At 36.3% G+C, this 25,585-nt stretch carries 17 protein-coding genes and 1 pseudogene; 11 read left to right on the top strand and 7 right to left on the bottom strand.

Translation table 11 applies throughout. From position 1 onward, the window contains the following. Nucleotides 1–112: 112 nt before the first annotated feature. From zwf to edd, 3 genes are read left to right on the top strand one after another with little or no spacing between them, the layout of a single operon-like run. Nucleotides 113–1,585: a glucose-6-phosphate dehydrogenase gene (zwf, locus tag PVV63_RS01815; RefSeq protein ID WP_273790378.1), complete on the top strand. Its 1,473-nt coding sequence runs from the start codon at nucleotides 113–115 to the stop codon at nucleotides 1,583–1,585. 10 nt (nucleotides 1,586–1,595) lie between these two features. Further along, a complete protein-coding gene (pgl, locus tag PVV63_RS01820; RefSeq protein ID WP_273790379.1) occupies nucleotides 1,596–2,348 on the top strand; it encodes a 6-phosphogluconolactonase in 753 nt (250 codons plus the stop codon). Between the two features lie 56 nt (nucleotides 2,349–2,404). Next, nucleotides 2,405–4,228, top strand: a complete 1,824-nt coding sequence (gene edd, locus PVV63_RS01825; RefSeq protein WP_273790380.1) for a phosphogluconate dehydratase — start codon at nucleotides 2,405–2,407, stop codon at nucleotides 4,226–4,228. A gap of 65 nt (nucleotides 4,229–4,293) precedes the next feature. On the opposite strand, the gene folD is transcribed toward edd, so the two are convergent. Continuing rightward, nucleotides 4,294–5,193, bottom strand: a complete 900-nt coding sequence (folD, locus tag PVV63_RS01830; RefSeq protein ID WP_273790381.1) for a bifunctional methylenetetrahydrofolate dehydrogenase/methenyltetrahydrofolate cyclohydrolase FolD — start codon at nucleotides 5,191–5,193, stop codon at nucleotides 4,294–4,296. 316 nt (nucleotides 5,194–5,509) lie between these two features. Here folD and PVV63_RS01835 point away from each other — a divergent pair, with 316 nt between their 5' ends. Next, a complete protein-coding gene (locus tag PVV63_RS01835; protein ID WP_273790382.1) occupies nucleotides 5,510–7,390 on the top strand; it encodes an AsmA family protein in 1,881 nt (626 codons plus the stop codon). 315 nt (nucleotides 7,391–7,705) lie between these two features. Here the strand turns inward: PVV63_RS01835 and PVV63_RS01840 are convergent, their stop codons facing one another. Further along, on the bottom strand, nucleotides 7,706–7,849 hold the full coding sequence (locus tag PVV63_RS01840) for a hypothetical protein (RefSeq protein ID WP_273790383.1): 144 nt from the start codon (nucleotides 7,847–7,849) through the stop codon (nucleotides 7,706–7,708). Nucleotides 7,850–8,084: 235 nt separating this feature from the next. On the opposite strand from PVV63_RS01840, the gene PVV63_RS01845 reads away from it, so the two are divergent. Both PVV63_RS01845 and PVV63_RS01850 read left to right on the top strand, forming a co-directional pair. Then, on the top strand, nucleotides 8,085–8,828 hold the full coding sequence (locus tag PVV63_RS01845) for a 16S rRNA (uracil(1498)-N(3))-methyltransferase (RefSeq protein ID WP_273790384.1): 744 nt from the start codon (nucleotides 8,085–8,087) through the stop codon (nucleotides 8,826–8,828). A 68-nt stretch (nucleotides 8,829–8,896) separates the two neighbouring features. After that, the gene (locus PVV63_RS01850; RefSeq protein ID WP_273790385.1) at nucleotides 8,897–10,270 is read left to right on the top strand and encodes a glutamate--cysteine ligase; all 1,374 of its coding nucleotides are present in this window, start codon (nucleotides 8,897–8,899) and stop codon (nucleotides 10,268–10,270) included. A 985-nt stretch (nucleotides 10,271–11,255) separates the two neighbouring features. Here the strand turns inward: PVV63_RS01850 and PVV63_RS01855 are convergent. Beyond that, nucleotides 11,256–11,841: pseudogene (locus tag PVV63_RS01855) on the bottom strand (type ISP restriction/modification enzyme); the annotation flags it as partial. 795 nt (nucleotides 11,842–12,636) lie between these two features. On the opposite strand from PVV63_RS01855, the gene PVV63_RS01860 reads away from it, so the two are divergent. After that, nucleotides 12,637–13,992, top strand: coding sequence for an L-cystine transporter (locus PVV63_RS01860; protein WP_273790386.1), 1,356 nt, complete (start codon nucleotides 12,637–12,639; stop codon nucleotides 13,990–13,992). A 7-nt stretch (nucleotides 13,993–13,999) separates the two neighbouring features. On the opposite strand, the gene PVV63_RS01865 is transcribed toward PVV63_RS01860, so the two are convergent. Then, nucleotides 14,000–14,878, bottom strand: a complete 879-nt coding sequence (locus PVV63_RS01865) for a methyltransferase domain-containing protein (RefSeq protein WP_273790387.1) — start codon at nucleotides 14,876–14,878, stop codon at nucleotides 14,000–14,002. 196 nt (nucleotides 14,879–15,074) lie between these two features. Here PVV63_RS01865 and PVV63_RS01870 point away from each other — a divergent pair, with 196 nt between their 5' ends. Together PVV63_RS01870 and grxC are read left to right on the top strand one after the other, a co-directional pair. Next, nucleotides 15,075–15,860, top strand: a complete 786-nt coding sequence (locus PVV63_RS01870) for a ComF family protein (protein ID WP_273790388.1) — start codon at nucleotides 15,075–15,077, stop codon at nucleotides 15,858–15,860. Between the two features lie 47 nt (nucleotides 15,861–15,907). Further along, nucleotides 15,908–16,162 carry a glutaredoxin 3 gene (grxC, locus tag PVV63_RS01875; protein ID WP_273790389.1) on the top strand — a complete coding sequence of 85 codons (255 nt, stop codon included), beginning with the start codon at nucleotides 15,908–15,910 and terminating at the stop codon, nucleotides 16,160–16,162. Nucleotides 16,163–16,182: 20 nt separating this feature from the next. Here grxC and ubiG read toward each other — a convergent pair whose 3' ends face one another. Further along, nucleotides 16,183–16,926, bottom strand: coding sequence for a bifunctional 2-polyprenyl-6-hydroxyphenol methylase/3-demethylubiquinol 3-O-methyltransferase UbiG (ubiG, locus tag PVV63_RS01880; protein ID WP_273790390.1), 744 nt, complete (start codon nucleotides 16,924–16,926; stop codon nucleotides 16,183–16,185). Nucleotides 16,927–17,115: 189 nt separating this feature from the next. Here ubiG and PVV63_RS01885 point away from each other — a divergent pair, with 189 nt between their 5' ends. Then, the gene (locus PVV63_RS01885) at nucleotides 17,116–18,372 is read left to right on the top strand and encodes an aspartate kinase (RefSeq protein ID WP_273790391.1); all 1,257 of its coding nucleotides are present in this window, start codon (nucleotides 17,116–17,118) and stop codon (nucleotides 18,370–18,372) included. A 1,847-nt stretch (nucleotides 18,373–20,219) separates the two neighbouring features. On the opposite strand, the gene nhaA is transcribed toward PVV63_RS01885, so the two are convergent. Further along, nucleotides 20,220–21,578 carry a Na+/H+ antiporter NhaA gene (nhaA, locus tag PVV63_RS01890; RefSeq protein ID WP_273790392.1) on the bottom strand — a complete coding sequence of 453 codons (1,359 nt, stop codon included), beginning with the start codon at nucleotides 21,576–21,578 and terminating at the stop codon, nucleotides 20,220–20,222. A gap of 146 nt (nucleotides 21,579–21,724) precedes the next feature. After that, nucleotides 21,725–23,431 carry a hypothetical protein gene (locus PVV63_RS01895; RefSeq protein WP_273790393.1) on the bottom strand — a complete coding sequence of 569 codons (1,707 nt, stop codon included), beginning with the start codon at nucleotides 23,429–23,431 and terminating at the stop codon, nucleotides 21,725–21,727. Nucleotides 23,432–23,783: 352 nt separating this feature from the next. Between PVV63_RS01895 and PVV63_RS01900 the strand changes: the two genes are divergently transcribed. Continuing rightward, nucleotides 23,784–25,556, top strand: a complete 1,773-nt coding sequence (locus tag PVV63_RS01900) for an SLC13 family permease (protein WP_273790394.1) — start codon at nucleotides 23,784–23,786, stop codon at nucleotides 25,554–25,556. The last annotated feature ends 29 nt before the right edge of the window (nucleotides 25,557–25,585 follow it).

Raw genomic sequence — 25,585 nt, forward strand, 5'->3', positions numbered from 1 at the left:
TTGCTTGAAATGAAGAAAATTAATGGCTTATTTAGTATCTGTCTGCTTTAATGATGAAAGCTTTTATAAGTGATATAGGATTTCATAATCGAATAGAAAAATAAACAAGTTCATGGTGCGTAAAATTATTCCAGTTTCTTCCTTTGATTGTATTGTTTTTGGTGGCAATGGTGATCTGGCGTTGCGCAAGCTTTTGCCGGCTTTGTATCATTGTCAGTGTGCTGGGCAATTCAGTGAGCCAACACGTATTATTGGGGTTTCGCGCACTTCCTTAAGTCGTGAAGAATATCAAAATTTTGTCCGCATTTCTTTAGAAAAACATATCCATCCAAAAGATCTGAATTCAACAGAACTCAATCGTTTTCTTGCACGTTTAACTTACGTTTCTGTTGATGTTTCCTCAAATCGAGGGTGGGAGGATTTAGCTCTCCTTCTGTCACAAGATTCAGCGGATATTCAAGCTTTTTATTTGGCTGTTGGTTCGTCACTTTTTGCTGATATTGCGATGAAGTTGGAAAAAAATGATTTGGTGACACCACAAACACGGATCATCATTGAAAAACCAATTGGTTGCGATGTAAAAACAGCGGTTTCACTTAATGATGTATTTGCAAGCGCCTTTAATGAAGAGCAGATCTTTCGTATTGATCATTATCTTGGGAAGGAAACTGTTCAAAATTTAATGGCATTGCGGTTTGTTAATACACTTTATGAACCGCTATGGAACTCCAATTATATTGATCATGTTCAAATAACCGTTGCTGAATCTTTAGGGTTAGAAGGGCGTACAGAATATTATGAAAGCACTGGTGCGTTACGCGATATGGTTCAAAACCATATGCTACAATTACTTTGTTTGGTTGCGATGGAAATACCATTTACCAACAGTGCTAATGCTGTGCGCAATGAAAAACTTAAAGTTTTACATTCTTTAACACCGCTTGATGTCCATAATGTAGGGCAGCATACTGTACGTGGGCAGTATCTTTCTGGTCTATCAAATGGTATATCGGTAGAGTCTTATTTTGATGATCTGGGAAGAGTGAGTAAGAGTGAAACATTTGTAGCACTTAAGGTTAAGATTGATAACTGGCGTTGGGCTAATACGCCTTTTTATTTACGAACAGGTAAGCGCATGTTCACGAGAATGTCTGAAATTGTTGTGGTTTTTAAACCTATTCCTCATAATATTTTTAATGTGGATTTAGATGAAATTTTTTCTAATCGGCTTGTAATTCGTCTCCAACCTGATGAAGGTGTAAAACAATGGTTGATGATTAAGGATCCAAGTTATGGCGGTATGCGGTTTCGTCACATTCCATTAGACATGAGTTTTGCTTCCGCATTTTCTGAACGTAATCCTGATGCTTATGAACGTTTATTAATGGATGTTATTCGTGGAGATCAAACACTGTTTATGCGTCGTGATGAAGTTGAGGCTGCTTGGCGTTGGATTGATCCAATCATTGAGGGGTGGGAAGCAATAAAACAGCCTGTTCACAGTTATAATGCTGGTTCGTGGGGGCCGTCTGCTTCGATGAGCCTCATGGAACGTGATGGGCGTATATGGAACAATTTAGTTTAGAGCAATAAGTATGTATAGAATGAATATTGACCGTTTAGATTTTGAAACCCCTCAGACTTTAGCCTTGGCATTGGCAGATCGAGTAGCCGCAGAGCTTAGTGTATCTGTTCTTGAGCGCAAGAGAGCAGTTTTAGCGGTGTCTGGTGGTAAAACACCAGCATTGTTTTTTCATTATTTGTCAAAAGCGGATATTGATTGGCAAAATATTATTATCACTTTGGTCGATGAACGTTTTGTCCCTACACACGATGAACGTTCAAATGAACATATGGTACGGTGTCATTTGTTACAAAATTTTGCCGAAAAAGCACGTTTTGTAGGGCTTTATCATAAAGCAATTACTGCTGAACTTGCTGCTTTTTCAGCGGCGAGTCGTGTTAATACTTTGCCTAAACCCTTTGATGTTGTTGTTTTAGGAATGGGGCAGGATGGACATACGGCTTCTTTTTTTCCTGATGCTGATCGTTTAAAGCAAGCGCTTGATTTACGAACACAAGCACTTGTTTTACCCCTTCATGCTAAGAGTGCTGTTGAGCCAAGACTCTCACTAACTTTGCCAGTTATTATGCAATCTCGTTGTATTATTCTCCATTTTGAAGGTTTTCAGAAACGCGATTGTTTTGAAGAGGCTTGTCAAGACGGGTCTGAAATAGAAATGCCTATTCGGGCAATTTTGCGTAATTCCCCTCATCTCGTTCAGGTTTATTGGTCGCCTGCAGAAAATGAAATAAGTGAATCAAAATATGCGACACAAGGTGAATAAAAACGTAATCTCTCTCAATGAATGAGGGGCAGCAACAATGAAAGGGGGAGATAAATATGGCACTTTCCAAGACAATTGCCACAGTTACACGAAGGATTTATGAACGGTCTCAATCAACACGAGAAATTTACTTAGATCGTATTGCAAAAGCACAAGTTCATCGCCCCAAACGGAGTTTTTTAGGATGTGCCAATCAGGCGCATGGCTTTGCTGCTTGTGGTGCAATAGATAAAGAGCGTTTGAAGGGAAATATTGTTGGGAATATTGGCATTATCACGGCATATAACGATATACTTTCAGCGCATCAACCTTTTGAAAAATTTCCTCACTTAATTAAAGAGTCGGCCCGTATGGTTGGTGGTGTTGCACAGGTTGCAGGTGGTGTTCCCGCGATGTGCGATGGTGTTACGCAGGGAAATGCGGGGATGGAGCTTTCCCTTTTTTCGCGTGAAGTAATTGCAATGGCGACAGCTATAAGCTTATCACACGATGTCTTTGATGCAGCATTGTATCTTGGGGTGTGTGATAAAATTGTACCAGGTTTATTGATTGGTGCACTAACATTTGGTCATTTACCAGGAATTTTTATAGCAGCTGGTCCCATGACGAGTGGTCAAGGTAATGATGAAAAAGCGAAGATACGTCAACTTTACGCGGAAAATAAAATAGATCGCCAAACACTTCTAGCATCAGAAGCACGTTCTTATCATGGGCCAGGAACATGTACATTTTATGGAACAGCTAACTCTAATCAGGTGATACTGGAGATGATGGGGCTTCATATGCCTGGAGCTTCTTTTATTAATGCTAATACACCGTTGCGTGATGCTTTAACAAAAGAAGCTACGAAACGTGTACTTGAAATGACAGATCTTGGTGATCATTATAGTCCACTTGGTATGATCATTGATGAGCGTTCTTTTGTGAATGCCATTGTAGGATTAAATGCAACAGGAGGTTCTACCAATCATGCGATTCATTTGATTGCTATGGCTGCTGTTTGCGGTATTAAATTGACATGGCATGATATTGCAGAAATTTCATCCGTTGTGCCTCTTTTAGCGCGCATTTATCCTAACGGTTTAGCAGATATTAATCATTTTTATGCTGCGGGGGGAATGGGATTTATTATTCGCGAGCTTATCGAGGCAGGCTTGGTACATGAAGATGTTTCTACGGTTTTTGGTAAAGATCTCAATGCTTATGCAATTGAAGCAAAGCTTTCTGCTGATGGTCATGTGGTGCGTGAAGCGGCTCTTAAGGAAAGTGGTGATCATAAGGTGTTAGCAGGGTGGAGAAAGCCATTTCAGTCTGATGGTGGTCTTCGTGTTTTATCAGGAGATTTGGGAACAGCTATTATAAAAGTTTCCTCTGTTAAACCAGAGTATTGGCAGATTAAAGCACCAGTCTTTGTTTTTAATGATCAAGAGGAACTACAAAAATCTTTTAAATCTGGAGTGTTGCATAATAAAGACTTTATCGCTGTTATTCGCTATCAAGGACCAAAAGCCAATGGTATGCCAGAGCTTCATAAATTAACGACCATTTTAGGCGTTTTACAAGATCGCGGTCAAAAGGTAGCATTGATAACCGATGGGCGTATGTCAGGAGCGTCAGGAAAAATTCCTGCTGCCCTCCATGTGACACCAGAAGCAGTGGATAATGGCCCCATTGCACGTTTGCAGGATGGTGATATTGTTTTTCTTGATGCTCATGAGGGTAAATTAACTCTTTTGGAGGATTTAGCAAAATTTAACGCGCGACAAATCATACCTCCAGATCTTTCAAAAAACGAACATGGTGTTGGACGCGAACTTTTTCATGTTTTTCGTCAATCCGTTAATCGTGCAGATCAAGGGGCATCTGTTTTTATGACATGAAAAATGCAAAAATAATAAGCTGAATCATATACAATGAAACCATATACAAGGAATTGTTACAATTCTTAGAATTTTGGTATAGGCAGATTGTGTGATCGCGCAGCAGCTTTGAGTGTATTAACCATAAGCATGGCAATTGTCATTGGTCCAACGCCTCCTGGAACAGGGGTGATCGCAGCAGCTTTTTCTTTTACGTTTTCAAAATCGACATCACCAACAAGACGTGTTTTCCCTATACCTTTTTCTGGTGCAGCAACGCGGTTAATACCGACATCAATAACAATTGCACCATCTTTTATCCAGTCTTTTTTAATCATTTGTGGGCGGCCTACAGCTGCTACTAGAATATCAGCGCTTCGACACACATCATCAAGGTCACGGGTACGACTATGGGCAATTGTCACAGTGGCATTGGCTGCTGTTAAAAGGGCAGCCATAGGTTTTCCAACAATATTAGAGCGTCCAACAACGACAGCATCAAGTCCAGATAAATCTTGCCCACAATGTTGTTCAATCATCATCATGGCACCAGCTGGAGTGCAGGGAATAATTGCATCTTCAAGTGCATTTGCCGCGAGTTTTCCTACATTAATATAATGAAAACCATCAACATCTTTTTGGAAAGCAACGGCTTGTGTTATGCGATTTGTATTCATATGAGCAGGGAGAGGCAGCTGTACCAAAATACCATGAATTTTGGGATCAGAATTTAATGTTGCAATAAGTTGAAGGAGTTCTTTTTCTTGTGTTTCTTTGGAAACGGCATGTTTGATTGAAAGAAACCCACATTCTTCGGCTTTTTTATTTTTTGAGGCGACATATACTTGACTTGCAGGATCATCTCCAACGATAATAACAGCGATACTAGGTTGTATATTATAGTGATGGCGGAGCTTTGCTGTTTCGGCCTTAACTTTCACAATAATCTCTTCAGCAAGTTTTTTTCCGTCGATAATATTATTCATTCAGAGATCCTTTCGGTAAGGCTGTTTGTTTTTTTTTGTAAAGCATTTTCTAATAATACGATAGAGTTTTATAGCAATATTCATATGAGAACAGTAAGAATGGTTTTATAATGTTGTGGATTTATAGTTTTGAAGACTTTTAAATAATTGCTTTATAAAGAAGCAGCAACATTGCTGTTTGAATAAATTTTGGATAAAGAACAAAAATAATGAAGATACAAAGTGGATATAGTGAATTATAGGGTTATAAAAACTTTTTATGATCATTTAAGTTTGTTTTTAATCTGTTATAGGGGGATAAGTATAGAGGGATATTGTGCGCATCAGAATAATAAAACTTTTGAGCGGAATTTTTATTACAATTATCTTTTTATTGGGAGTGGGGATTCTCGTTTTACCTTATCTTATCTCTACAGATGCGATTCGTATTCGTTTAGCGCAGGATTTGAGTGCATGGACGGGTTACAATGTGCAATTGCGTGATCCACCGCGATTACATCTTTTTCCTTATCCTAAAGCATTTCTTTCTGGCGTTACTTTAACATCAAAAATGGATGATGTTGCGCCATTAATGGAAGCTGAATCAATAGAAGTTGATCTGTCTGTCGTCGATCTTCTTTGGGGACATATTTCTTTTTCAGAGACGCGGATTATGCGTCCTCAATTTGTTATGGAAAAGCCTGTTAAAACAATAGCAGATTTTTTTGATCGGTTTTCTCGCTCACAAGGTGCATTAGGGTTGGCAATACGTAATACGCGTGAAATATTAAAACATAATCCTGAACATCCAGAGATAGAGCAACTTTTAAAACAACCTTTTGGGCGGATTGTCATTAAAAATGGTGTTCTTGTGTATCACGATAGTTTTTCAGGAGCAGCAGAAAAAATAACAGGATTAAATGCAACTTTAGATTGTCCGAAATCAACTCAGGAAGTACGGTTACGCGCAGATGCGCGTTGGCGTGGAGAATTTACAAAGTTATCAATTGATGCTTCTCAAGCATTGTTGCTTCTTGCAGGAGGCAAAAGTCATATTAGGGCAAGTCTCAATTCTGTACGTGGGGGAATAACTTTTACAGGAAAGGCTCGGTTATCTGAATATTATATTTTTGACGGAAAAGTATCGATGCGTTCTCCTGGATGGAATCAGACATTGTCTTGGGTTGGTGGAAATCAGTTTTGGGGACATAAATTAAAAATACCCATTGTATGGGAATCTCATTTTTTAGCGCAGCCAATGCATATCCAAATGAACAATGTTACATTTACGATGGGAAAAGCCAATGCGCGAGGAGCTTTAAAACTCGATTTTCAAGATTATGTACCAAATGTCATGGGCTCTTTAGCTTTTGATAACCTAGACCTTAGCCTCTTGAGTTCAATATTTTTTTCAGGCAAAAAGAAAAATGCCTGCTTTGACATGAGAACTTTTGATCGTATTGGCGTGGATATACGACTTTCTGCGCCACAAGCTAAAATAGGAAATATTTCACTCACAAATTTAGCTGCTGCAATACAAATAAGAGATGGGCATGGTATTTTTGATCTTGGACATGCTAATATTTTTGGTGGATCCGTGCAAAGTAATATTGAAGTTACGTCAGCTGGACAGAGAGTGCGTATTGGAGGAAATATTTCAGGCGCTTCTATTGATATGCAGGAGACTTTAGAAACCTTGGGATTTATTCCATTTATACAAAGCAAAACGAATTTTACTGCAACGGTACGAACACTTGCTGATTCTTGGCCAGAAGTTTTTACGAAAATGCAGGGTGAATTAACACTGAAGATGTCTTCTGGTCGGCTATTAGGGTATGATCTGAATGAATTACAAACAAGACTTTCAAATAAACAACAATTTCTTTTAATGAATAATGATACTTTTTCAACAACATTTGATCACTGGGATATTCAGACAAGCTTTTCAGAAGGTATGATGAAGGTGACAGAGTCATTAATGCGTACAGCAGACTTGAGCTTATCCATTCAAGGAACCATTGCAGCTGCTATTGCGCAAGGGAAGCAAAATGAACTGATATTACAGGCACAACTAGACAAAAACTATAGATCAGAAACTTTATGTAAAGACGTCCAATGTCTTGCTAATAGCCTTGCATGGCCTTTTACATTTTCTCTAAGCTCTAAAGGACAAAATCATGGTAATTTTTGGGTTACAAAAGACATTGACGCAGATTGAGTATCGTTTTTCATCTGTATAATATTCTATCCTATAATGGTAATTCGTTTTTTTGCAACTTAAAATTGTCTTTTAAATTTAAATCAGAACTCCCATTATCGAAAGATTCTCTCATTTTAAGTCCGTTCGTCGTGAAGCAGTAAAAACCGTCCTCTCCGTCATAATAAGTGTGGTTGATATAGATAAATGACTGAAGAGAAGAATAAAAATCCTTCTTATGGAATCTCTCAAATACAAGAGATTCATAATATTGATGCAAATCTTAGAAAAGTTGCTAAAAAACATTAAAATTTTAAGGAGGATGTTGGCCAGTGCTTATTGAATCGCAGAAGAAATACCATAGCCATCTTTGGTAATTGTATGCTTCCCGTCTGCTCCAACAGAACCAATTCCCACTGTAATCAAAATAAAGGCTAAGAGGGTTGTAATCGTAATAATTGTAGCTTTTTTAGCAGACATATTTTTCCTCCACGGATGCATCAATGACTGAATGCAAAGATGAATGGTGCATTATTTAAACTTTTATGAAAGCAGAATCACTTAAGGATCTATAAGTTCCTATTATTATCTCATAAAGCTAAAAAAACTCTATAATTCTTTAATATATTATAGTTCTATAGATATAATTTTTTCTTTTTGCTATATATTTTTCTTCATTTTCTCGATGACGATAGTGAGCTTTGGCAAAATTTTTATGCGCATAAATTATAAACTTAAAAGATTATTTATCAGACAGACATTGGCTTTGAATGAAGAAATAAAGATAGAGGGGGCACAAGCTTCTTATCTTGTGCATGTTTTGCGTATGAAAGAAGGAGCAGAAATTTTACTTTTTAATGGACAGGATGGTGAGTGGCTTGCTAAACTTATCGCTGTTAAGAAAAAATTTGTTGTGGTTCAGCTTATCCATCAAGAAAGATTACAAACGACGCATTCCAATCTTATTTATTGCTTTTCTCCACTCAAAAACGCGCGGTTGGATTATATGGTGCAGAAAGCTGTTGAAATGGGGGTGTCGATTTTGCAGCCTGTTATGACGCATCATACGCAGGTTACGCGTATCAATATGGCGCGTATGGAAGCCAATGTTATTGAAGCTTCTGAACAGTGTGGAATTTTATCTCTTCCTGAATGCGTCTCTGCTCTATCATTAGCAGAACTTTTAGCACGGTGGGATAAGACACAGCCTTTATTCTTTTGTGATGAAGAGCATAAATCGCATAATCCATTAGCTTCTTTTAAAAAGCGTGACGTTACAACACCTGGTATTCTTATTGGACCGGAAGGTGGCTTTAGTGAAGAAGAGCGGAGCTTTTTAAAAAAACATCCTTTTGTGGTTCCAATATCATTAGGTCCGCGTATTTTACGCGCTGACACTGCCGCTGTTGCTGCTTTGGCTCTTCTTAATGCTACCGTGGGGGATTGGGCAATGGATTGAGAAATCTGTAAAATCATTCTAAACAATTCATTTAAGATGATGATACCAATTATAGGATACGATGAGTTATGGCGCTTGATATAACTGATGAAAGTGAAATTTATAACTTAGATTCTTTGGTTAGCTATTTCCAAGGGGGGTATAAAGCAGAAGATGATTGGCGCATTGGTACAGAACATGAAAAATTTCCGTTTTATAGAGATGGTTTTCACCCTGTTCCTTATGAAGGAGAGAGGGGAATCCGAGCGCTTTTAGAGAGGATGCAAAGCGCCTTAGGATGGAAACCTATTTTAGATGAAGAGAATATTATTGGGCTCGTAGGATCCGTTGATCAGGGAGCCATTTCTTTGGAACCTGGGGGACAATTTGAATTATCTGGTGCACCATTAAAATCAGTAGGCCATACATATTACGAGTTGATGGAGCATTTAACTCTTCTCAAAAAAATTGCAGAACCATTGGGTATAGGTTTTCTAGGTCTTGGAGCTAGTCCAAAGTGGACTTTAGCTGAAACGCCGCGAATGCCTAAATCACGTTATCAGATTATGACTGATTATATGCCTAAAGTGGGGTATAATGGTCTTAATATGATGTATCGCACATCAACAGTTCAGGTTAATCTTGATTTTTCATCTGAAAGTGATATGCGGCGAAAAATGCAAGTGTCCATGAAGCTACAGTCCATTGCAACAGCATTATTTGCAAGTTCACCTTTTACAGAAGGGCGCCCAAATGGCTTTTTGTCGTGGCGTTCTGAAATTTGGCGTAATACGGATAATCAGAGGACAGGCGTTCTTCCCTTTATATTTTCTGAGCGTTTTGGTTTTGTTGATTATGTTGAATGGGCCCTTGATGTTCCAATGTATTTTGTTGTGCGTGATGGTCGTTACTATGATTGTACACACATAACGTTTCGTCAGTTTATGAATGGAGCATTAAAAGGACAAGTTGCAAATTCAATTCCAAACATGGGAGATTGGATTAATCACTTATCAACGTTATTTCCTGAAGTCCGCTTAAAAAGATTTTTAGAAATGAGGGGAGCTGATTGCGGTTCTTGGAAGCGCATTTGTGCGTTGTCGGCTTTTTGGGTTGGGCTTCTTTATGATAGGGAAGCACTTAATGAGGCAGAGGCTTTGACAAAAGATTGGTGTTTTGAAGAAGTTTTAGAGTTGCGCCAACGCGTTCCTAAAGAAGGGTTAAGAACTCCTTTTCGTCAAACTATTCTTTTAGAGTTAGCACGTCAATCTCTCGCTATTGCTCGCAAAGGCTTAAAAAATCGCAAACAGTATGATACGAATGGTTTTGATGAAACAAATTTTCTTAATCCTCTAGAAGAGGTTGTTGCAATGGGACAAACAGATGCTGAAAAATTTTTGTCCCATTACTATTCTATTTGGAATGAGTCGGTAGAACCTTTATTTTTAGAATGTGCCTATTAAATTTGAAGCAAAGATACTTCCTACTTTTTTAAAAATGCATATAACCGTGGTGGTTCATTCACTCATTTGCTCTAGAGAGCATATCCTACCTTGCTTTTAACATTTCTCATAACGGAAAGGATACAATACAAAAATCTCTTGGGCAGTGTGATTTTTATACCCAATAATATCACGATATTTCCGTAATCGTAATGTTGTCCTTTTGTACTAAAGATAGTTCATAAGAGATAAAGCTTATTATCAAACATTTTTTATTCACTTGGCTCATCTACTTATGAATAGGTCTGAAAATAATATTTTTCACTTTTAAAAGGGATAAAAAAATATAATTTGCGGTTAATAGTCAATTATTATAATTCAATATACGATGCTTATATGAAAGAGCATTTTATTATACAAAAATTATGATATCAATCTTTCAGTGCGCTAAAAAGACAGTAGAAAAAATACCGATAGATCTATGTATGTATAACTCAAGCTTATTTTTATAGAAAAAAGAAATATATTATATAAATAGATAGCAATAAAGATGATAATATATAGAATGAATGTGTTAATTACATCATTAAATATTAATAAATAAAAATATTATCTTCATAGGGTTATATGAAATTATAAGCTATTCATAGATAAGAAATAACTATTTGTATGCAAAGGGGTTATTATATTAAAATACTATTATTCTTGATAAAGATGAAAGAGATAAAGAGATTGAGCTTGTAACGAATGAGTGTTTGAATACGCATAAAAATTCAAAAAAGAACAACATTTCTATAGCAGAATAATTTTTATCAGTATGAGCGCAATTTATTATAGACGATTAATTATCTCCCATATATTGTAAATTTACTTTAAAGCTTCTTTTAATGCTTTATAACTGTACTATTCATAAAAATTATAATATTTGTAGGCTTAAAGCCTCTCATTTTAATCATATACCCTCAGTCTTTTCCATTGTTTTCATTATCTAGAAATTTGTAACCGCCTTTGTTATGCTCTCACTAGGATAAGCAGCTTTAAAGTGCATCCGTAATGGCATCACGCCTCTGTAAACCAGCTGTTGTGTTTTCTTCTGTAGAATTTGTAAATAAAAGGGACTGTTTCTCATCACGATCAGTTACAGAGATTCAACGTTTTTATAAAGATACCGTGGAAAGCATTGACCTGTATCTATTGCATCTAGATTAGGCAAATTCTTAGCTATCAACACAGAAAAAACGCTTCGTGCTCCTATGCCTATAATTTGTATTACTCTATTTTCTACTACTGGCACCATAGGGAATATATGTGGTATCTGATAAACTCCATCATTGAAGATACAACTATAATAAAGCCATTGTCGTGTAAAAGGGCGATACGAACTTTGCGTGAGGCATGCCTCTTCAAATTCAAAAACCTTCCTCTTATTAGTTCTTGCTTAACATTATAACTCCAACTTATCTTTTTTGTATCTAAAATGACAAAATTATCTACAGCACGTGCACGTGTTGTTCGATCAGCATATGAATAGGTATCGTTAAAAGTTTTACTGCGCTATTATAAAAAGCAATCATATTATTTATATTTGCTGCTCAAGCTCCGCCCTTCAATGTTTCGACAACTCTTGCATTAAGACGTTTCATAAGAGGTATTTCTACTCCTTTCTCATACATTTTTATCCACATATCTGCCCTGCTTGTGACGTGCAAGCAAATGATTTTGATTGATTCAAGATAAACAGGTTTGAAATGAGAGAATCTTATGTGATTCGGGACTCTCATTTAATATGCAAACAGTAAATTATGACTATAAATCAACATGTTGTCTTTAAAAACCTTTTTATGACTATAAAAGAATTTTGAAAAATAAAAAAGCTTTCATTGAGAGCAAAGAAAGAATGTATAAAAGGTATTTTCAATAAAATAATTATACTTGAAGTGCTGATCAAAGCTATTGAGAGTGCAGTCCATAAAATGAGCAGAAGTAGCTTGTTGGTGTATTTTCTAGAAAAATCATGAATGTTCGATTGTTAATTCATCTTTTCTTGGAAAGCTCGCTTCAGTTCAAATAGCAAAAGAGAGTGGTAAGGGCATTTATAGGATAAGATACGCTGGAATTATTCAGTATTAAGATGCAATGAATGTTGTTTATATTTTTCTTATTTAACTATTTTATAAGAGCATAAATTTAAAGAATAAGAAAATAATTTTATTTATTTTCTTTAAACAGTTATTAGTAGATAAAAAATTCTCTTTTAATCTATAAATTAAAAAAATAATGATTTTGTAAAAGCCTTGTAAGCTTTATAGGTTAATTTTAAATATCATGCATTGATTTTGAATTATGCAGATTATTTATGTCAACCATAATAATAGTGAGCATAGACAATGACATTTAATTTTTTCGTCAATTTATTTCTATTTGTTATTTTTTTATTATTGGTTTCTCAAAGTAAGAAAATGCAATGGAGTCTTTCACTACGTGTTATGCTATGGCTTATCCTTGGCTTGATTTTTGGAAGTGTTTTGCAGTTTATTTATGGAGAGGGTGAAAGCACTTTATTGAAATCCGTTGAATGGTTTAACATTGTCGGTGAAGGCTATATTTTATTGTTGCAAATGATTGTTATGCCACTGGTTTTTATTTCTATCGTTTCAGCAGTTGCTCATTTACATTCTGTTTATGCTGTTGGAAAGATGAGTATAATAACAATTTCAATATTGCTTTTTACAACGGCTCTTTCAGCATTGGTTGGTGTGCTTGTGGTTAATTTTTTTGGATTAACAAGCGAGGGTTTGGTGCATGAAGGGCAAAATGTTTCTGCTCTTCTTGAAGGTCATATTTCTAAACTTGGAGATATGAATATACCAAAGATGATTTTGTCTATGATTCCTAAAAATCCATTTGCTGAGTTGAGTGGAGCTAAACGTACGTCAATTATCAGTGTTGTTATTTTTGCGTCATTTTTAGGTGCATCGGTTCTTCTTTTAAAGAAAGATGAGCCAGAAAAAGGAGAAAAAGCGCTTTTATTTATTCAAGTGGCACAAGCTTGGATTATGCGGTTAGTCCGTATTGTGATTGCTTTGACGCCTTATGGTATTTTTGCACTTATGACGAAAGTAGGAGCAATATCGCGTATTGCAGATATTTTAAATTTACTGGTTTTTATTATTGCTTCTTATGTCGGTATTATTTTAATTTTTGGAATTCATGGTGTATTGCTTGGTATTTCTGGGATTAATCCCTTTCGTTTTTTCAAAAAGGTTTTACCAGTTTTAACATTTGCTTTTAGCAGTCGTTCAAGTGCTGCAAGTATTCCTTTGAATATTGAAGCGCAAACACAGTGGATAGGTGTACCACAATCCATTGCGAGTTTTGCAGCTTCTTTTGGGGCAACAATTGGACAAAATGGTTGTGCTGGTCTTTATCCAGCGATGCTTGCGACCATGATTGCACCCTCTATGGGTATTAATCCTCTTGATCCTACTTGGATTGCTACGCTTATTGGTGTTGTAACATTGAGTTCTATTGGTGTTGCTGGTGTGGGGGGAGGTGCTATTTTCGCTGCATTGATTGTGTTACCAATTATGGGGCTTCCTGTTACTTTGGTTGCTGTACTTATCTCTATTGAACCGCTAATTGATATGGGACGGACTGCTCTAAACGTGAGCGATTCAATGATAGCTGGAACGGTCACTAGTCAAATATTACGGACAACAGATAAAAGTATTTTAAAAAAATAATTTTAGGTTATATTTTTTTTTGCTGTAAAACATCTGTAAGAGATATTTGCGCTGAACCAGGTTGTAGGGGTTTTTGTTGGTTGGGATGAGGAGCCCAACCAGAGAGCCAGATGAAAGAAAAATGTGCACGAATACGTCCATCAGGGTCACTAAATTGTTGTGCATAGATTTCAGCTGCGCGGAGAAAAAAACGTTTGGATACAGGGCGTCGTGAACGATTGATGAGTGCATTTTGCATTCCCATAGCTTTAAGATCGTGCATAAGGTCAAACATTGTATTATAACGTATTGTGATATCTTCAACGTCTGCTACAGGCAGGGCAAAGCCAACACGCTGTAAAAGAGCGCCTGCATCACGAATGTCGGCAAAAGGGTAGATCCTAGGGCTTGCTCCACCATAAATTTCACTTTCAGCTTGCAGCAGGCTTTCCCGCAATTCTCTTAATGTACCAGCTCCTGCCATAACAGCAAGAAATAAGCCATCTGGTTTAAGGGTATTTTTTATCTGGCTTAGAACACCAGGGGTATCATTGGTCAATTGTAATGAAAGAAGTGAAACAATAAGGTCACAGTAACTTTGAGGTAAATCAAGAAATTCTCGATGACGTAAATAGAATTTTTTATCATGGCTTTGATAAAGCGTATCGGTTTCAATGCGTTCTATGGAACAAACTTTTCCAGATTTCATTAAAGCTTGCGCAGCAAGGTCTGTATGGCTGTGTAAATCAAGAGCTAATGTAAAGAGGCGATCAACAGTGCTAAGGCGTTTATAGAGATCTTCTGCCATGTGAGAGAGTAAAAAGTCACATCCTTTTTTTGCTTTTTGAAAGGCACGTTTTCGGAATTGTTCAATGCGGTTATGATCAAAAATTAAAGGATGCGACATATTGTGGAACACTTTCGATCTATGAAAGAATATATTTTGAAAAGGTTCATTATTTGTGCAAGCTCTGTCAAGTTTATAATATGAAAGAAAATAAATTTATAGAAGGTAAGAGTTTTTAAAGGAATTAAAATTATAAATTGAGGAAATACAAAGGAACTTTTGTTTTGAGGGAAACTTGTAAAAGCCTAAATTTATAATGTTGTATTTTCGAGAAGCGGCGTTAAATAGCGGGGATATACTAAGTAAGTTCGTTGAACGCTTGAAAACGATGCTTTATCCACCAATTTGTCCTGGATGTAAGCAAAATGTTTCTACTTATGGTACGATTTGCTCCGAATGTTGGAAAGACCTTCAATTTATCACGAAACCTTATTGTCCTGTTATGGGGACTCCTTTTGTTTGTGATATGGGGGATGGTTTTCTTAGTGGTGAAGCACTCCGTAATACTCATCCTTTTTCACGTGTTCGCTCAGTCATTGTTCATAAAGGGCTTGCACGAACTTTAGTAACGCGCTTAAAATATGGTGATCATATAGAATTGGCATCATTTATGGCCAATTGGATGATGTTTGCTGGACGCGAGGTTATTGATGATTGTGATGTTATTATTCCCATTCCATTGCATTTTCGTCGTTTTTGGGAGAGGCGTTATAATCAATCTGCTGAGCTTGCACGTTATATTGCAGCATCACAAAAAAAGCTTTTAAAACCGAGTTGGCTTGTTCGTTGTCGGCATACCCGTCCGCAGGTTAGTCTTTCTTCAAGAGAGAGAAAACTTAACGTAAAAAATGCTTTTAAGGTTTCGCATAAAGTTAAAAAATATCTCAAAGGATGTTCTGTTTTGCTGATTGATGATGTATTTACAACGGGTGCAACAGTTACAGCAGCAGCTGCTGCATTAAAAGATGCAGGTGCACGACAGGTTGATGTGCTAACATTTTCGCGTGTTCTCAAAGAAGATTCTATTTTTCCCTCTTCTTAAGAGGAATTTAAAATGAATATTATTAAAAAATATTGGAGGATAATACTATGAAAGAGATAATAATTTATACACGCCCTAACTGTCCTTATTGTACAAAAGCACGTGATTTGCTTAATAAAAAAGGCGTAAAGTATACAGATATTGATGCTTCCACATCCCTTCGCCAAGAAATGGTACAGCGTGCAAATGGACGTAATACATTTCCACAAATTTTCATAGATGATTATCACGTTGGCGGTTGTGATGATCTTTATGCTTTAGAGGCTGAGGGAAAGCTGAATTCTTTATTACAAGGCATATAATATTTGTAAATTACATATCCTTACGACCTTTTTGCGAGAAGGAGATAGTTAACACCCATGTCTTTTGAGCGATTCCAGCTGTCGTTTAAAGGGTTATAAGTAATACCTATCTCATCAATGACAGTCAGAGCGTTTTTTGATAAGAAATTTTTAAGTTCTAGAGGTTTTAGGAATTTTTTATAATCGTGGGTTCCTTTAGGAAGCCAACGTAGAATATATTCAGCGCCTACAATAGCAAGCCCCCATGCTTTCCATGTGCGGTTGAGTGTTGAGACAAACATCAACCCTTGTGGTTTCAACATTTTTGCTGTAGCTGCTATGAAGAGATTAACGTCAGCGACATGTTCAACAACTTCCATATTAAGGATAATATCAAATTTTTCTCCTTCATTGGCAAGTACTTCTGCTGTCGTCGTGCGGTAATCAATGGAAAGGTCATTTTGAGCAGCATGGGTTTTTGCGACTTCAATATTTGTTTGTGCAGCATCAACGCCTACAACCATAGCACCAAGACGTGCCATTGGTTCAGATAACAAGCCTCCTCCACAGCCAATATCAAGAATTTTCAAATTGTGAAAGGGCGTAAGTGAAGAAGGGTCACGATTAAACTCTAAACAGATTTTTTCTCTGATGTAAGCAAGGCGTGTTGGGTTAAATTGGTGAAGAGGTCGAAATTTTCCTTGTGGATTCCACCATTCTGTAGCAATACGTGAAAAGTGATCAATTTCACTTTGATCAATAGTTGTTTGTGTTTCATCGATCATGTTGCCTTCCTTTTATTTTTAATGATCAGGTCAAGTAGATTTTATACAAAGTCAAGAGAAATTAATATAATCATAATGAAACTTGCACAAATGATAGATATTCGCTATGTCGAGAAAATGGTTAGTTGATACAGCATCTAATTCTCATTACTGTTTGAGATAAGAGATGTAAAGGTAAGAGTGTTATTAATGGCGCGCATTGTCATGAAATTTGGTGGAACATCTGTAGCAAACATTGAATGTATTCATAATGTTGCACGGCATGTCAAAAGAGAGGTTGATGCAGGCAATGAGGTTGCCGTTGTCGTATCTGCGATGGCTGGTAAAACAAATGAACTTGTTCAGTGGACGAGTGATGCTTCCTCCATGCATAGAGATGCTCGTGAATATGATGTTGTGGTTGCTTCTGGTGAACAGGTTACTTCAGGATTGTTGGCTTTGACACTTCAAGAAATGGGGGTGAATGCACGTTCATGGCTTGGTTGGCAAATTCCTATTCATACAGACAATGCGCATGGCCGTGCACGTATTACTAATATTGATGGATCTTTTTTAATCGAGTGTTTTCAGGAAGGTCAGGTTGCTGTTATTGCTGGTTTTCAGGGGTTAGCTCCGGATAGCCGGATTTCTACCTTAGGGCGTGGGGGATCAGATACAAGTGCTGTTGCTATAGCCGCTGCTGTACAAGCTGATCGCTGTGATATTTATACGGATGTGGATGGTGTTTATACAACGGATCCACGTATAGAACCGAAAGCGCGTCGTTTACCAAAAGTAGCTTTTGAAGAAATGCTAGAAATGGCTTCTCTTGGTGCAAAGGTTTTACAGGTTCGTTCTGTTGAATTAGCAATGGTTCATAAGGTTCGTACCTTTGTGCGTTCAAGTTTTGAGGATCCTGATGCGTTAGGCATGGAGGATTCAATGAGTTCTTCTGGAACACTTATTTGCGATGAGGATGAAATTGTGGAACAACAAAATGTTACTGGTATTGCTTTTGCCAAAGATGAAGCACAAATTTCCCTTCGTCGGCTTGCCGATCGTCCAGGGATTTCGGCAGCAATTTTTGGTCCCTTGGCTGAAGAACGCATTAATGTTGATATGATTGTGCAAAATATTTCTGAAGATGGCTCAAAAACTGATATGACTTTTACTGTACCATCATCAGATGTAGAAAAAGCCGTTACACTTCTTGAGAAGAATCGCAAAGAAATTGGATTTGATGTTCTCCAATTTGAAGGCGATCTCGCCAAGGTATCTGTGATTGGTATTGGAATGCGTAGCCATGCAGGTGTTGCCGCTACAGCATTTAAGGCTTTGGCTGAAAAGGGTATTAACATTCAAGCAATTACGACTTCAGAAATTAAAATTTCTATTTTGATTGATAGTGCTTACACTGAACTTGCGGTTAGAACATTACATGCTGTTTATGCTCTTGATAAGGGATAAGTATTTTTTAGTTTCAACAAAGTTTCAATAACATAAAGCTTTAATATATGTTAATAATTTTTGTTAAGAACAATTTATATTTTTAACTTAAATAGAATATTTAATACAGCAAAACTCTCTCATTTTAAACTTGTTCATGATGAATTTAAAAATGGTCACTTATACATTACAAGAGAAAGATGTTTGGGTAAAAAATTGTTTAAGAAGGGATAAAAAATATGCCGTCTATAAACGTTTTAGAGCCTATAGAGAGGGATGGAGAAGTCTTTACGATAAGCCTTAATGGAATAAGGAGCAGTGCGCAGTGTTTATTCAAAAGATGCATGTTGCATGAGGGACAGCCCCGTCAATACAGATTTAATATTATAAATCTTAGAGAAATTAGAGCTCATTAGATTAGTGATGGAATTACCAAAAGTAAAATTGATGATGTATTTTCTATAGATGTTTAGTTTATCTTCAAATGATTGTTTATGACTTTATGTGTATCTTGAAAAGTTAATTTTTTCCATATTATGAGGCAATAAAAAAATCTATCTCTATAGACAATATTTATGTTTACGCTATACGTTATAAAATTACTATATCTTATGCGTTTATAGCTTCTTCAGAAGTACTTTTCATAAAATTATGTAACTATAGATCAAAATTAATGATAATGTTACAAGTGTGTTGCTTTTATTAATTAAATTTTTTTCATGTCTATTTCTCTTTTTTGAATTATAATTAAGATTTTCAAAGTTTTTGATACCTCCATATGTTCTTTAGGTTAACTTTCTTCCTTTAACTACTCTATTATAAGTATTTTCTGTGTCATACTGCCAACCACGCATGAAATACATTCTTCCGTTTTTTCAGTATATCGTGCTAGTTTCTTTATCGTGTTTACATATTTTGCAAATGGTGGTCTTTGTAAGCAAAACTCTTCTTGTGAGAAATATAGCCATATTATTTTACTCTTTTTGTATTTTATGTGGCGTTGTATAAATTCGAAAGTCTCGGAAATATTGCTTTTTAAATTATCTGTGAAGAGTATTTTATGGTATCAAGAAATATAGAGCGAGCTCTTTAAACAAAAAGAAAATAAATATCAAATAAGAGCGGGAAAAGGGGAGAACAACGATATACATGCTCTATTTTTCCACCAATCATATGTTTTAGAATAGTCTAAATGACTAGGGTTTTCTTTTTTCCCGCGAGTTAATTACGTAAACTAGAGTGCTTCCTATGGAAGCATGCTTCAAGTTTAATTCTTTCATGGAGTGAGACAAGTGATGTGTCGATGATAAAAAACGGGAATATTTTTATCCAAAAATAATGTGCTTTTAAGAAGATAAAAATTAAAGTTGTTTAGAATACCGGCAATAAAATCAATAACGAGGAGGGTGGTTTATTGGGAAAAATAAGCCATGGAATTACTTAACTGATTATTGAACTTTGCTTATTCTTATCTTTTTCTTATTATTAAACATAAGATATTGATTTATAATAATTAAATTCTTCTTTATAGTGAATCATAGTCCCAATAAAAAACAGCTTTTCTGAAACCACGAAGCCTTTATTGAAACAATTAAAACCATTTCTGTGTATATCATGAGTGGAGCTGGTACATGAGTAAAAGATTATTGAAGAAAGGAATAAAAATATCTCTTATGATTCCTCTCGAGTGTCAAAGGTTGTTGCAACATTAGAGGCTAGTAAATAGTATGATGACGTTAGTTTTCTCCTTCATAAGTGTAAAGATGAGGCGAGACAACGGATTTTACATTAAATATCGTCCGAATCGAACAAATGGGCAAAATTACTTTTTAGAATTTCTGCATAAAAATGTATTTTCAGTTAGTTTGTTAGGAACTATGAGAAATTCCTTTATTGCGCTTAATATAAATAAATCCATATCCCAGACCGATAAGGGCAGATAAACCAGAGCCACAAAGGACTCCAATTTTTGCCGCATCAAGCAGAATAATATCTTTAAAAGCGAGCATTGAAACAAAGATAGACATTGTAAAGCCAATTCCTGCTAAAAAACCAATGAGTAAAACACCTGTCCAGGTCATATGAGGGGGTAGGCGGCATAGTCCTGATTTTACAGCTATATAACTGGCAGTGATAATACCAAGAGGCTTACCGATGAAAAGACCAATGACAACACCCAGAACAATCAAGAATGATTTGTCAGAAGAAAGATCAAAGTTTGCAAAACTTACTCCTGCATTTGCGAAGGCAAAAACCGGCATGATAACGTATGCAACCCATGGATGCAATGCTTTTTGAACACGAGTTACTGGGGCAATCATGGCCCGTTGTCCTTTGCGCATCTTTTTTAATGCTGTTGAAATATGATGCAGATCTGTTTTTGTATTTTTTTCTTGAAGAATTTGCATAGCGTTACTGAGCATGGTGAGTGGCGCTACAAGAGTACGGGTAGGAAGAACGGGAGTCATCATCCCTAAGATTACGCCAGCAAGCGATGGGTGAACGCCTGTTGCCATTAAACCCCACCAAATGATTGCACCAGGTAAAATGTAAAGCCATGCTGATGCAAGCCCAATCCACTGAAAAAATAGTACCAAAGCAATACCCGCTCCTGCAATCATTAAACCGCTAGGATCAATGTTTGTTGAGTAGAAAAAAGCAATAATAAGAACAGCGATAATATCGTCAATAATCGCTAATGATAGAAGAATAATATGAAGATTAGAAGGGATTTTTTTTCCGAGAAGAGCTAGAATACCTAGAGCAAAGGCAATATCTGTTGCTGTTGGCACAGCCCAACCGCGCATATGTCCCTCGTTAAAATTGAAGATAAAGTAAATAATTGCAGGAACACAAACGCCCCCTATTGCAGCAACAATTGGTAAGATTGCTTGTTTAAAATCGGCAAGAGCACCTTCATGAATTTCTCGTCGAATTTCCATTCCTGCGACGAGAAAGAAAATAGTCATAAGGGCATCATTAACCCAGAAATGTAAATCCCATGAAAGAGTGAAATGACCCAAATTAAAGCCAAGAGGTGTATGCCAAAAAGATTCATAGAAAGCAGCATATTTAGAATTGGCAAAAATAAGTGCAGAAGCAGCAGCTAATAAAAGAACAACACCACTAAGAGCTTCAATATGGAGAAAACGCTCGATAGCAGAAAGCGCTTGATTGGTGACACGAGAAGCGCGATTAGGCAGGCGATTTGAAGATAAACCAGACATGAACAACTCCAAGCATCGACAATTTTAGATTCTATATTCTCTGTATAAATAACTCTGTATGATACCTTCTGTATCATATAAAAGAAAAAAGAGGAATAAAGTTCTTAATTTATAGACAAGATCATCATGTTTAAAGCACAAAATGTTTAAGGCGATGCTTCATTTTTAATAGTAAGATGTACTTTGCTTAAAGCCTTGGATAGATCATTTTGTAGAGCAGATTCGAGATCAACTATTGCGAGACCTTTATTATCTTTTGCTTTAATTTTCACGATCAATGTTTGTGGATTTTTAGCAAATTCTCCTAAGGATTTTGAAATTTTTTCTGCTTCGTCATGATTTTTTAGCAGAATTTTTGGGGTCTGCGTCATCATTAGATAGAAATCGTCATAAAGTTCCTTTTTAAGATCATGTTGGCTGTCATTAAGATTTTGCGCAAGATAAGAAAAAAGCTTATCAATGAAACCTGCATCAGTATATTGTATATCAATTTCATTGATGCCAAGATCTTGAGACGCAGCAATCATTATATTTTTCTGACCAGAAAAAAGCTTTTCATCAACATCAATAACCTTAGCCGATATATCTCCAGATCCAACGTCTTTCATATTGAAAGACATTGTATCAAGAAAGAGCATACGTTTTTTTTCATCGTAAGAAATATCAACTTTTCCTGAAACATTAAAGCGCTCAAAGTTCAGATTTTTAAAAAACTCTAAGTCTTTTTCATTCATTTTTTTAGGTAGAATGGAAAGGTTGTTGAGAGAAAGAAAAAGCTTTTTAGGGATAGGTTGTTTCCACAAACTTGGTTTGAATTGGAATGATTCGAGCGTTGCTTTCAACTGCGGTATATCAACGGTGATATTATCAACTTTGGCATCCGCTGAGGTAATGGCGAGCAGTATGTTTAGAAGAAGACCATTTTGTGCAACTTTTTCAGCGATTTTATTATTCTCTTTTCTTGCATTAAGATAAGCTTTGATTAATTTTTCAGGAGTTTGTTCAAGCGGTTTCATCTTTAAACCAGATGTTTTAAACTGCCCAAGGAAGAAAGAGCTATTTTTTTCTGCTTCTTCAAAAATATCAACACTTATATTATTCAGAGAAATGGGGCCAGTAACGGTTTTACCTTGATTGAGAGCATTGTTTTTTCCAAAAATGATAGAATAGGCATAGTTGATGTCGATATCATGGGCTTTTATTGTATCACTTTTAGCCATAAGTTGCATCTGTTTGGCACCATTTGCTACGACCGTTTTAAGATCCATATTTTTGATACTAACTGAACGGATATGGTTATTTCTAAAATCAGAAAGCTGGAAATTCTTGATCTCAACCGTTTCTGTTTGGTTATTTTTATTTTCTATAGAAAGTTGTATATTGGGAGCAATAATTGAGGAAAGCTCAATACGCATCATTGATTGTAAAAGACGTGATGTTATCGTTCTATCTTTTTCTTTTAGGGATACATTCCGAAGAGAAATTTGGGGAATTTGCACATGAATATTATTATGCTTTAAATCAACATTATAAAATGTAAAAGTTCCGGGAATAAAGGAAAGAGGAGGACGGGCAGAAATGGCACCAATTTTAAGTGATGTACCAGCTGGAACGGGTAATGTCACATTCTTCAAGTTGACTTTACCTAGAATGCTTACTTCAGATGTTTCGGCTTTTATGGCACGACGGGCTATTTCTTGTCTTACAAAACTGTCAAGATAGGGTTTTGCGATATAAAATCCACCAACAATTATAATTGCCAAGATAGCAACAAATCCAATAATGCAAGTGAGCCAATATCTGAGGTTACTTTGATACCCACTATTAAGATTGACCATTCTTTCTTCTTTCATTTTTATCACTCTGTGAATTGAGAGTGAAGATAAATTCTTTTAAGCAACGACAAAGGTTTAAATATAGCGTGTACCAGTTTCAACAATTATCTACGCTCTATATTAGAGTTATTCTCATCTTTTTTGCAATATAGCTTTATCAACTTTTATCAATTTTCTTTGGGTTCAGCACTTTATAGAAAAGCACGCATAATAAGGAGAGGTGAGTTTATGCGCATCATAATTTTTTATCACTTTAAAATTATCCTAAAATATTCCGATGTCTGCTTTTATCTTGCTGCTGTTTATAGGAATATTTAAAACATAAAAGATATGTTTTTGTTCATTAATTTAATGGGGAGAAGTGAGTGTTATGACAGAAAATCAAATAATGGCCTTTTCGATCATTGGTCTCATGATGGTTGTTTTTATTTGGGATCGATTTCGTTATGATCTTGTTGCTATTTGTACATTATTAATAGCTTGTGTCCTTGGTCTTGTTAGCCCGAAGGAAGCGTTTAGCGGTTTTAGTAATGATATCGTTATTATCGTGGGGAGTGTGTTTGTTGTCAGTACTGCTGTATCTCGCTCTGGTATAATGGAATTTATTATTCAACGGATATGGCCAGATGTGAAATCGGTGCGTCTTCAATTAGCTTTTTTGGTTCTTTCTGTTGTCGTATTATCAATGTTTGTTAAAAACATTGGTGCTTTGGCGATTATGCTTCCGATAGCTTTTCAGTTTGCACGTCGTTCTCAGGTTTCTCCTTCTGTCTTTTTGATGCCCATGGCCTTTGGTTCTTTGTTGGGAGGGCTTATGACACAGATAGGAACATCTCCTAATGTTGTTATTTCAGCGATGCAAGAGCGTTTAGCAGGAACACCTTTTACTATGTTTGATTTTACACCAGTTGGTGCGGTTATTGCGACGGCTGGTGTTGTATATTTGGTCTGTTTTTATTGGCTTTTGCCTGTGCGTGTGCGTTCAGGTGTATCATTTGATGATGCCATTGATATCCGTAATTATGTTGCAGAAGCGCATATTCCAATAAATTCACCGATTGTGGGGAAAAATATTGTTGATTTGGTTAAGCCATCAAGTGGTGATGTTATGGTAATTCAAATTATCAGAAACAAAGTATCTATTTCACCATTACCAGATTTTGTTTTGTCTGAAAATGATATTATTTTGCTGGAAGGGTCACATACAGGGGTAGATAGCGTGATGAACTCTGCTCGTTTAGAGTTTTCTAAGGGGCGAACTATTGCTGCAGGTGATAAGGACAGTGACATTGATATTATTGAAGCAGTCATTACCCATAATTCACCTCTTATTGGTATTAGTGCGAAAGAGTTTTCCCTATTTGATCGCTATAATGTAAATTTACTTGCGTTAAGTCGTCAACATGAAAGGGTGCGGGGAAGACTTGATGATATTATTTTCCATCTTGGAGATGTGATTGTTTTGCAAGGACAGGATGCAATTATTCCCAATTTATTAAGAGAATTGAAATGCTTGCCCCTAGCAAAACGAAATATTGTGTTTGGAAATTTACGACATGGTTTCATCTCTTTAGCTGTTTTATTTATAGCAATTATTTTTACAGCTTTTCATATTGTTCCAGTTGCTTTTTCTTTCTTTTCTGCTGCTGCTGCAATGGTGATCTTTCGTGTTTTGCCCGCGCGTGATCTGTATCAGGCATTAGATGGTCCAATACTCGTACTATTAGCGGCTCTTATTCCAGTGAGTGAAGCGTTAGAGAAAACAGGATGTACGGATCTCATTGGTCAATGGCTGAGCCAATTGGCAATATTTTTCCCGCCATCTGGTGCTTTAGCGCTTATGTTGGTGACAGCTATGTTGGTTACGCCATTTTTGAATAATGCAGCAACAGTGATGATGGTAGCACCAATTGCGTCAAGTTTTGCTCATTCCCTTCATTATAAGCCTGAAGCTTTTTTGATGGCTGTTGCAATTGGTGCGGGATGTGAGTTTCTTACACCTATTGGACATCAAAGTAATATGCTCGTGATGGCGCCAGGAGGATATCGTTTTAGTGATTATCCACGTTTGGGTGCTCCATTGGCGGTGTTGATCGTTATTATTGCTGTTCCAATGCTTATGTGGGTTTGGCCCTTACAATAGGATATTTTTAGAAACTTTAAGGATCAATT

This window comes from Bartonella sp. CM31XJBT, from assembly GCF_028618555.1.
GTDB lineage: Bacteria > Pseudomonadota > Alphaproteobacteria > Rhizobiales > Rhizobiaceae > Bartonella.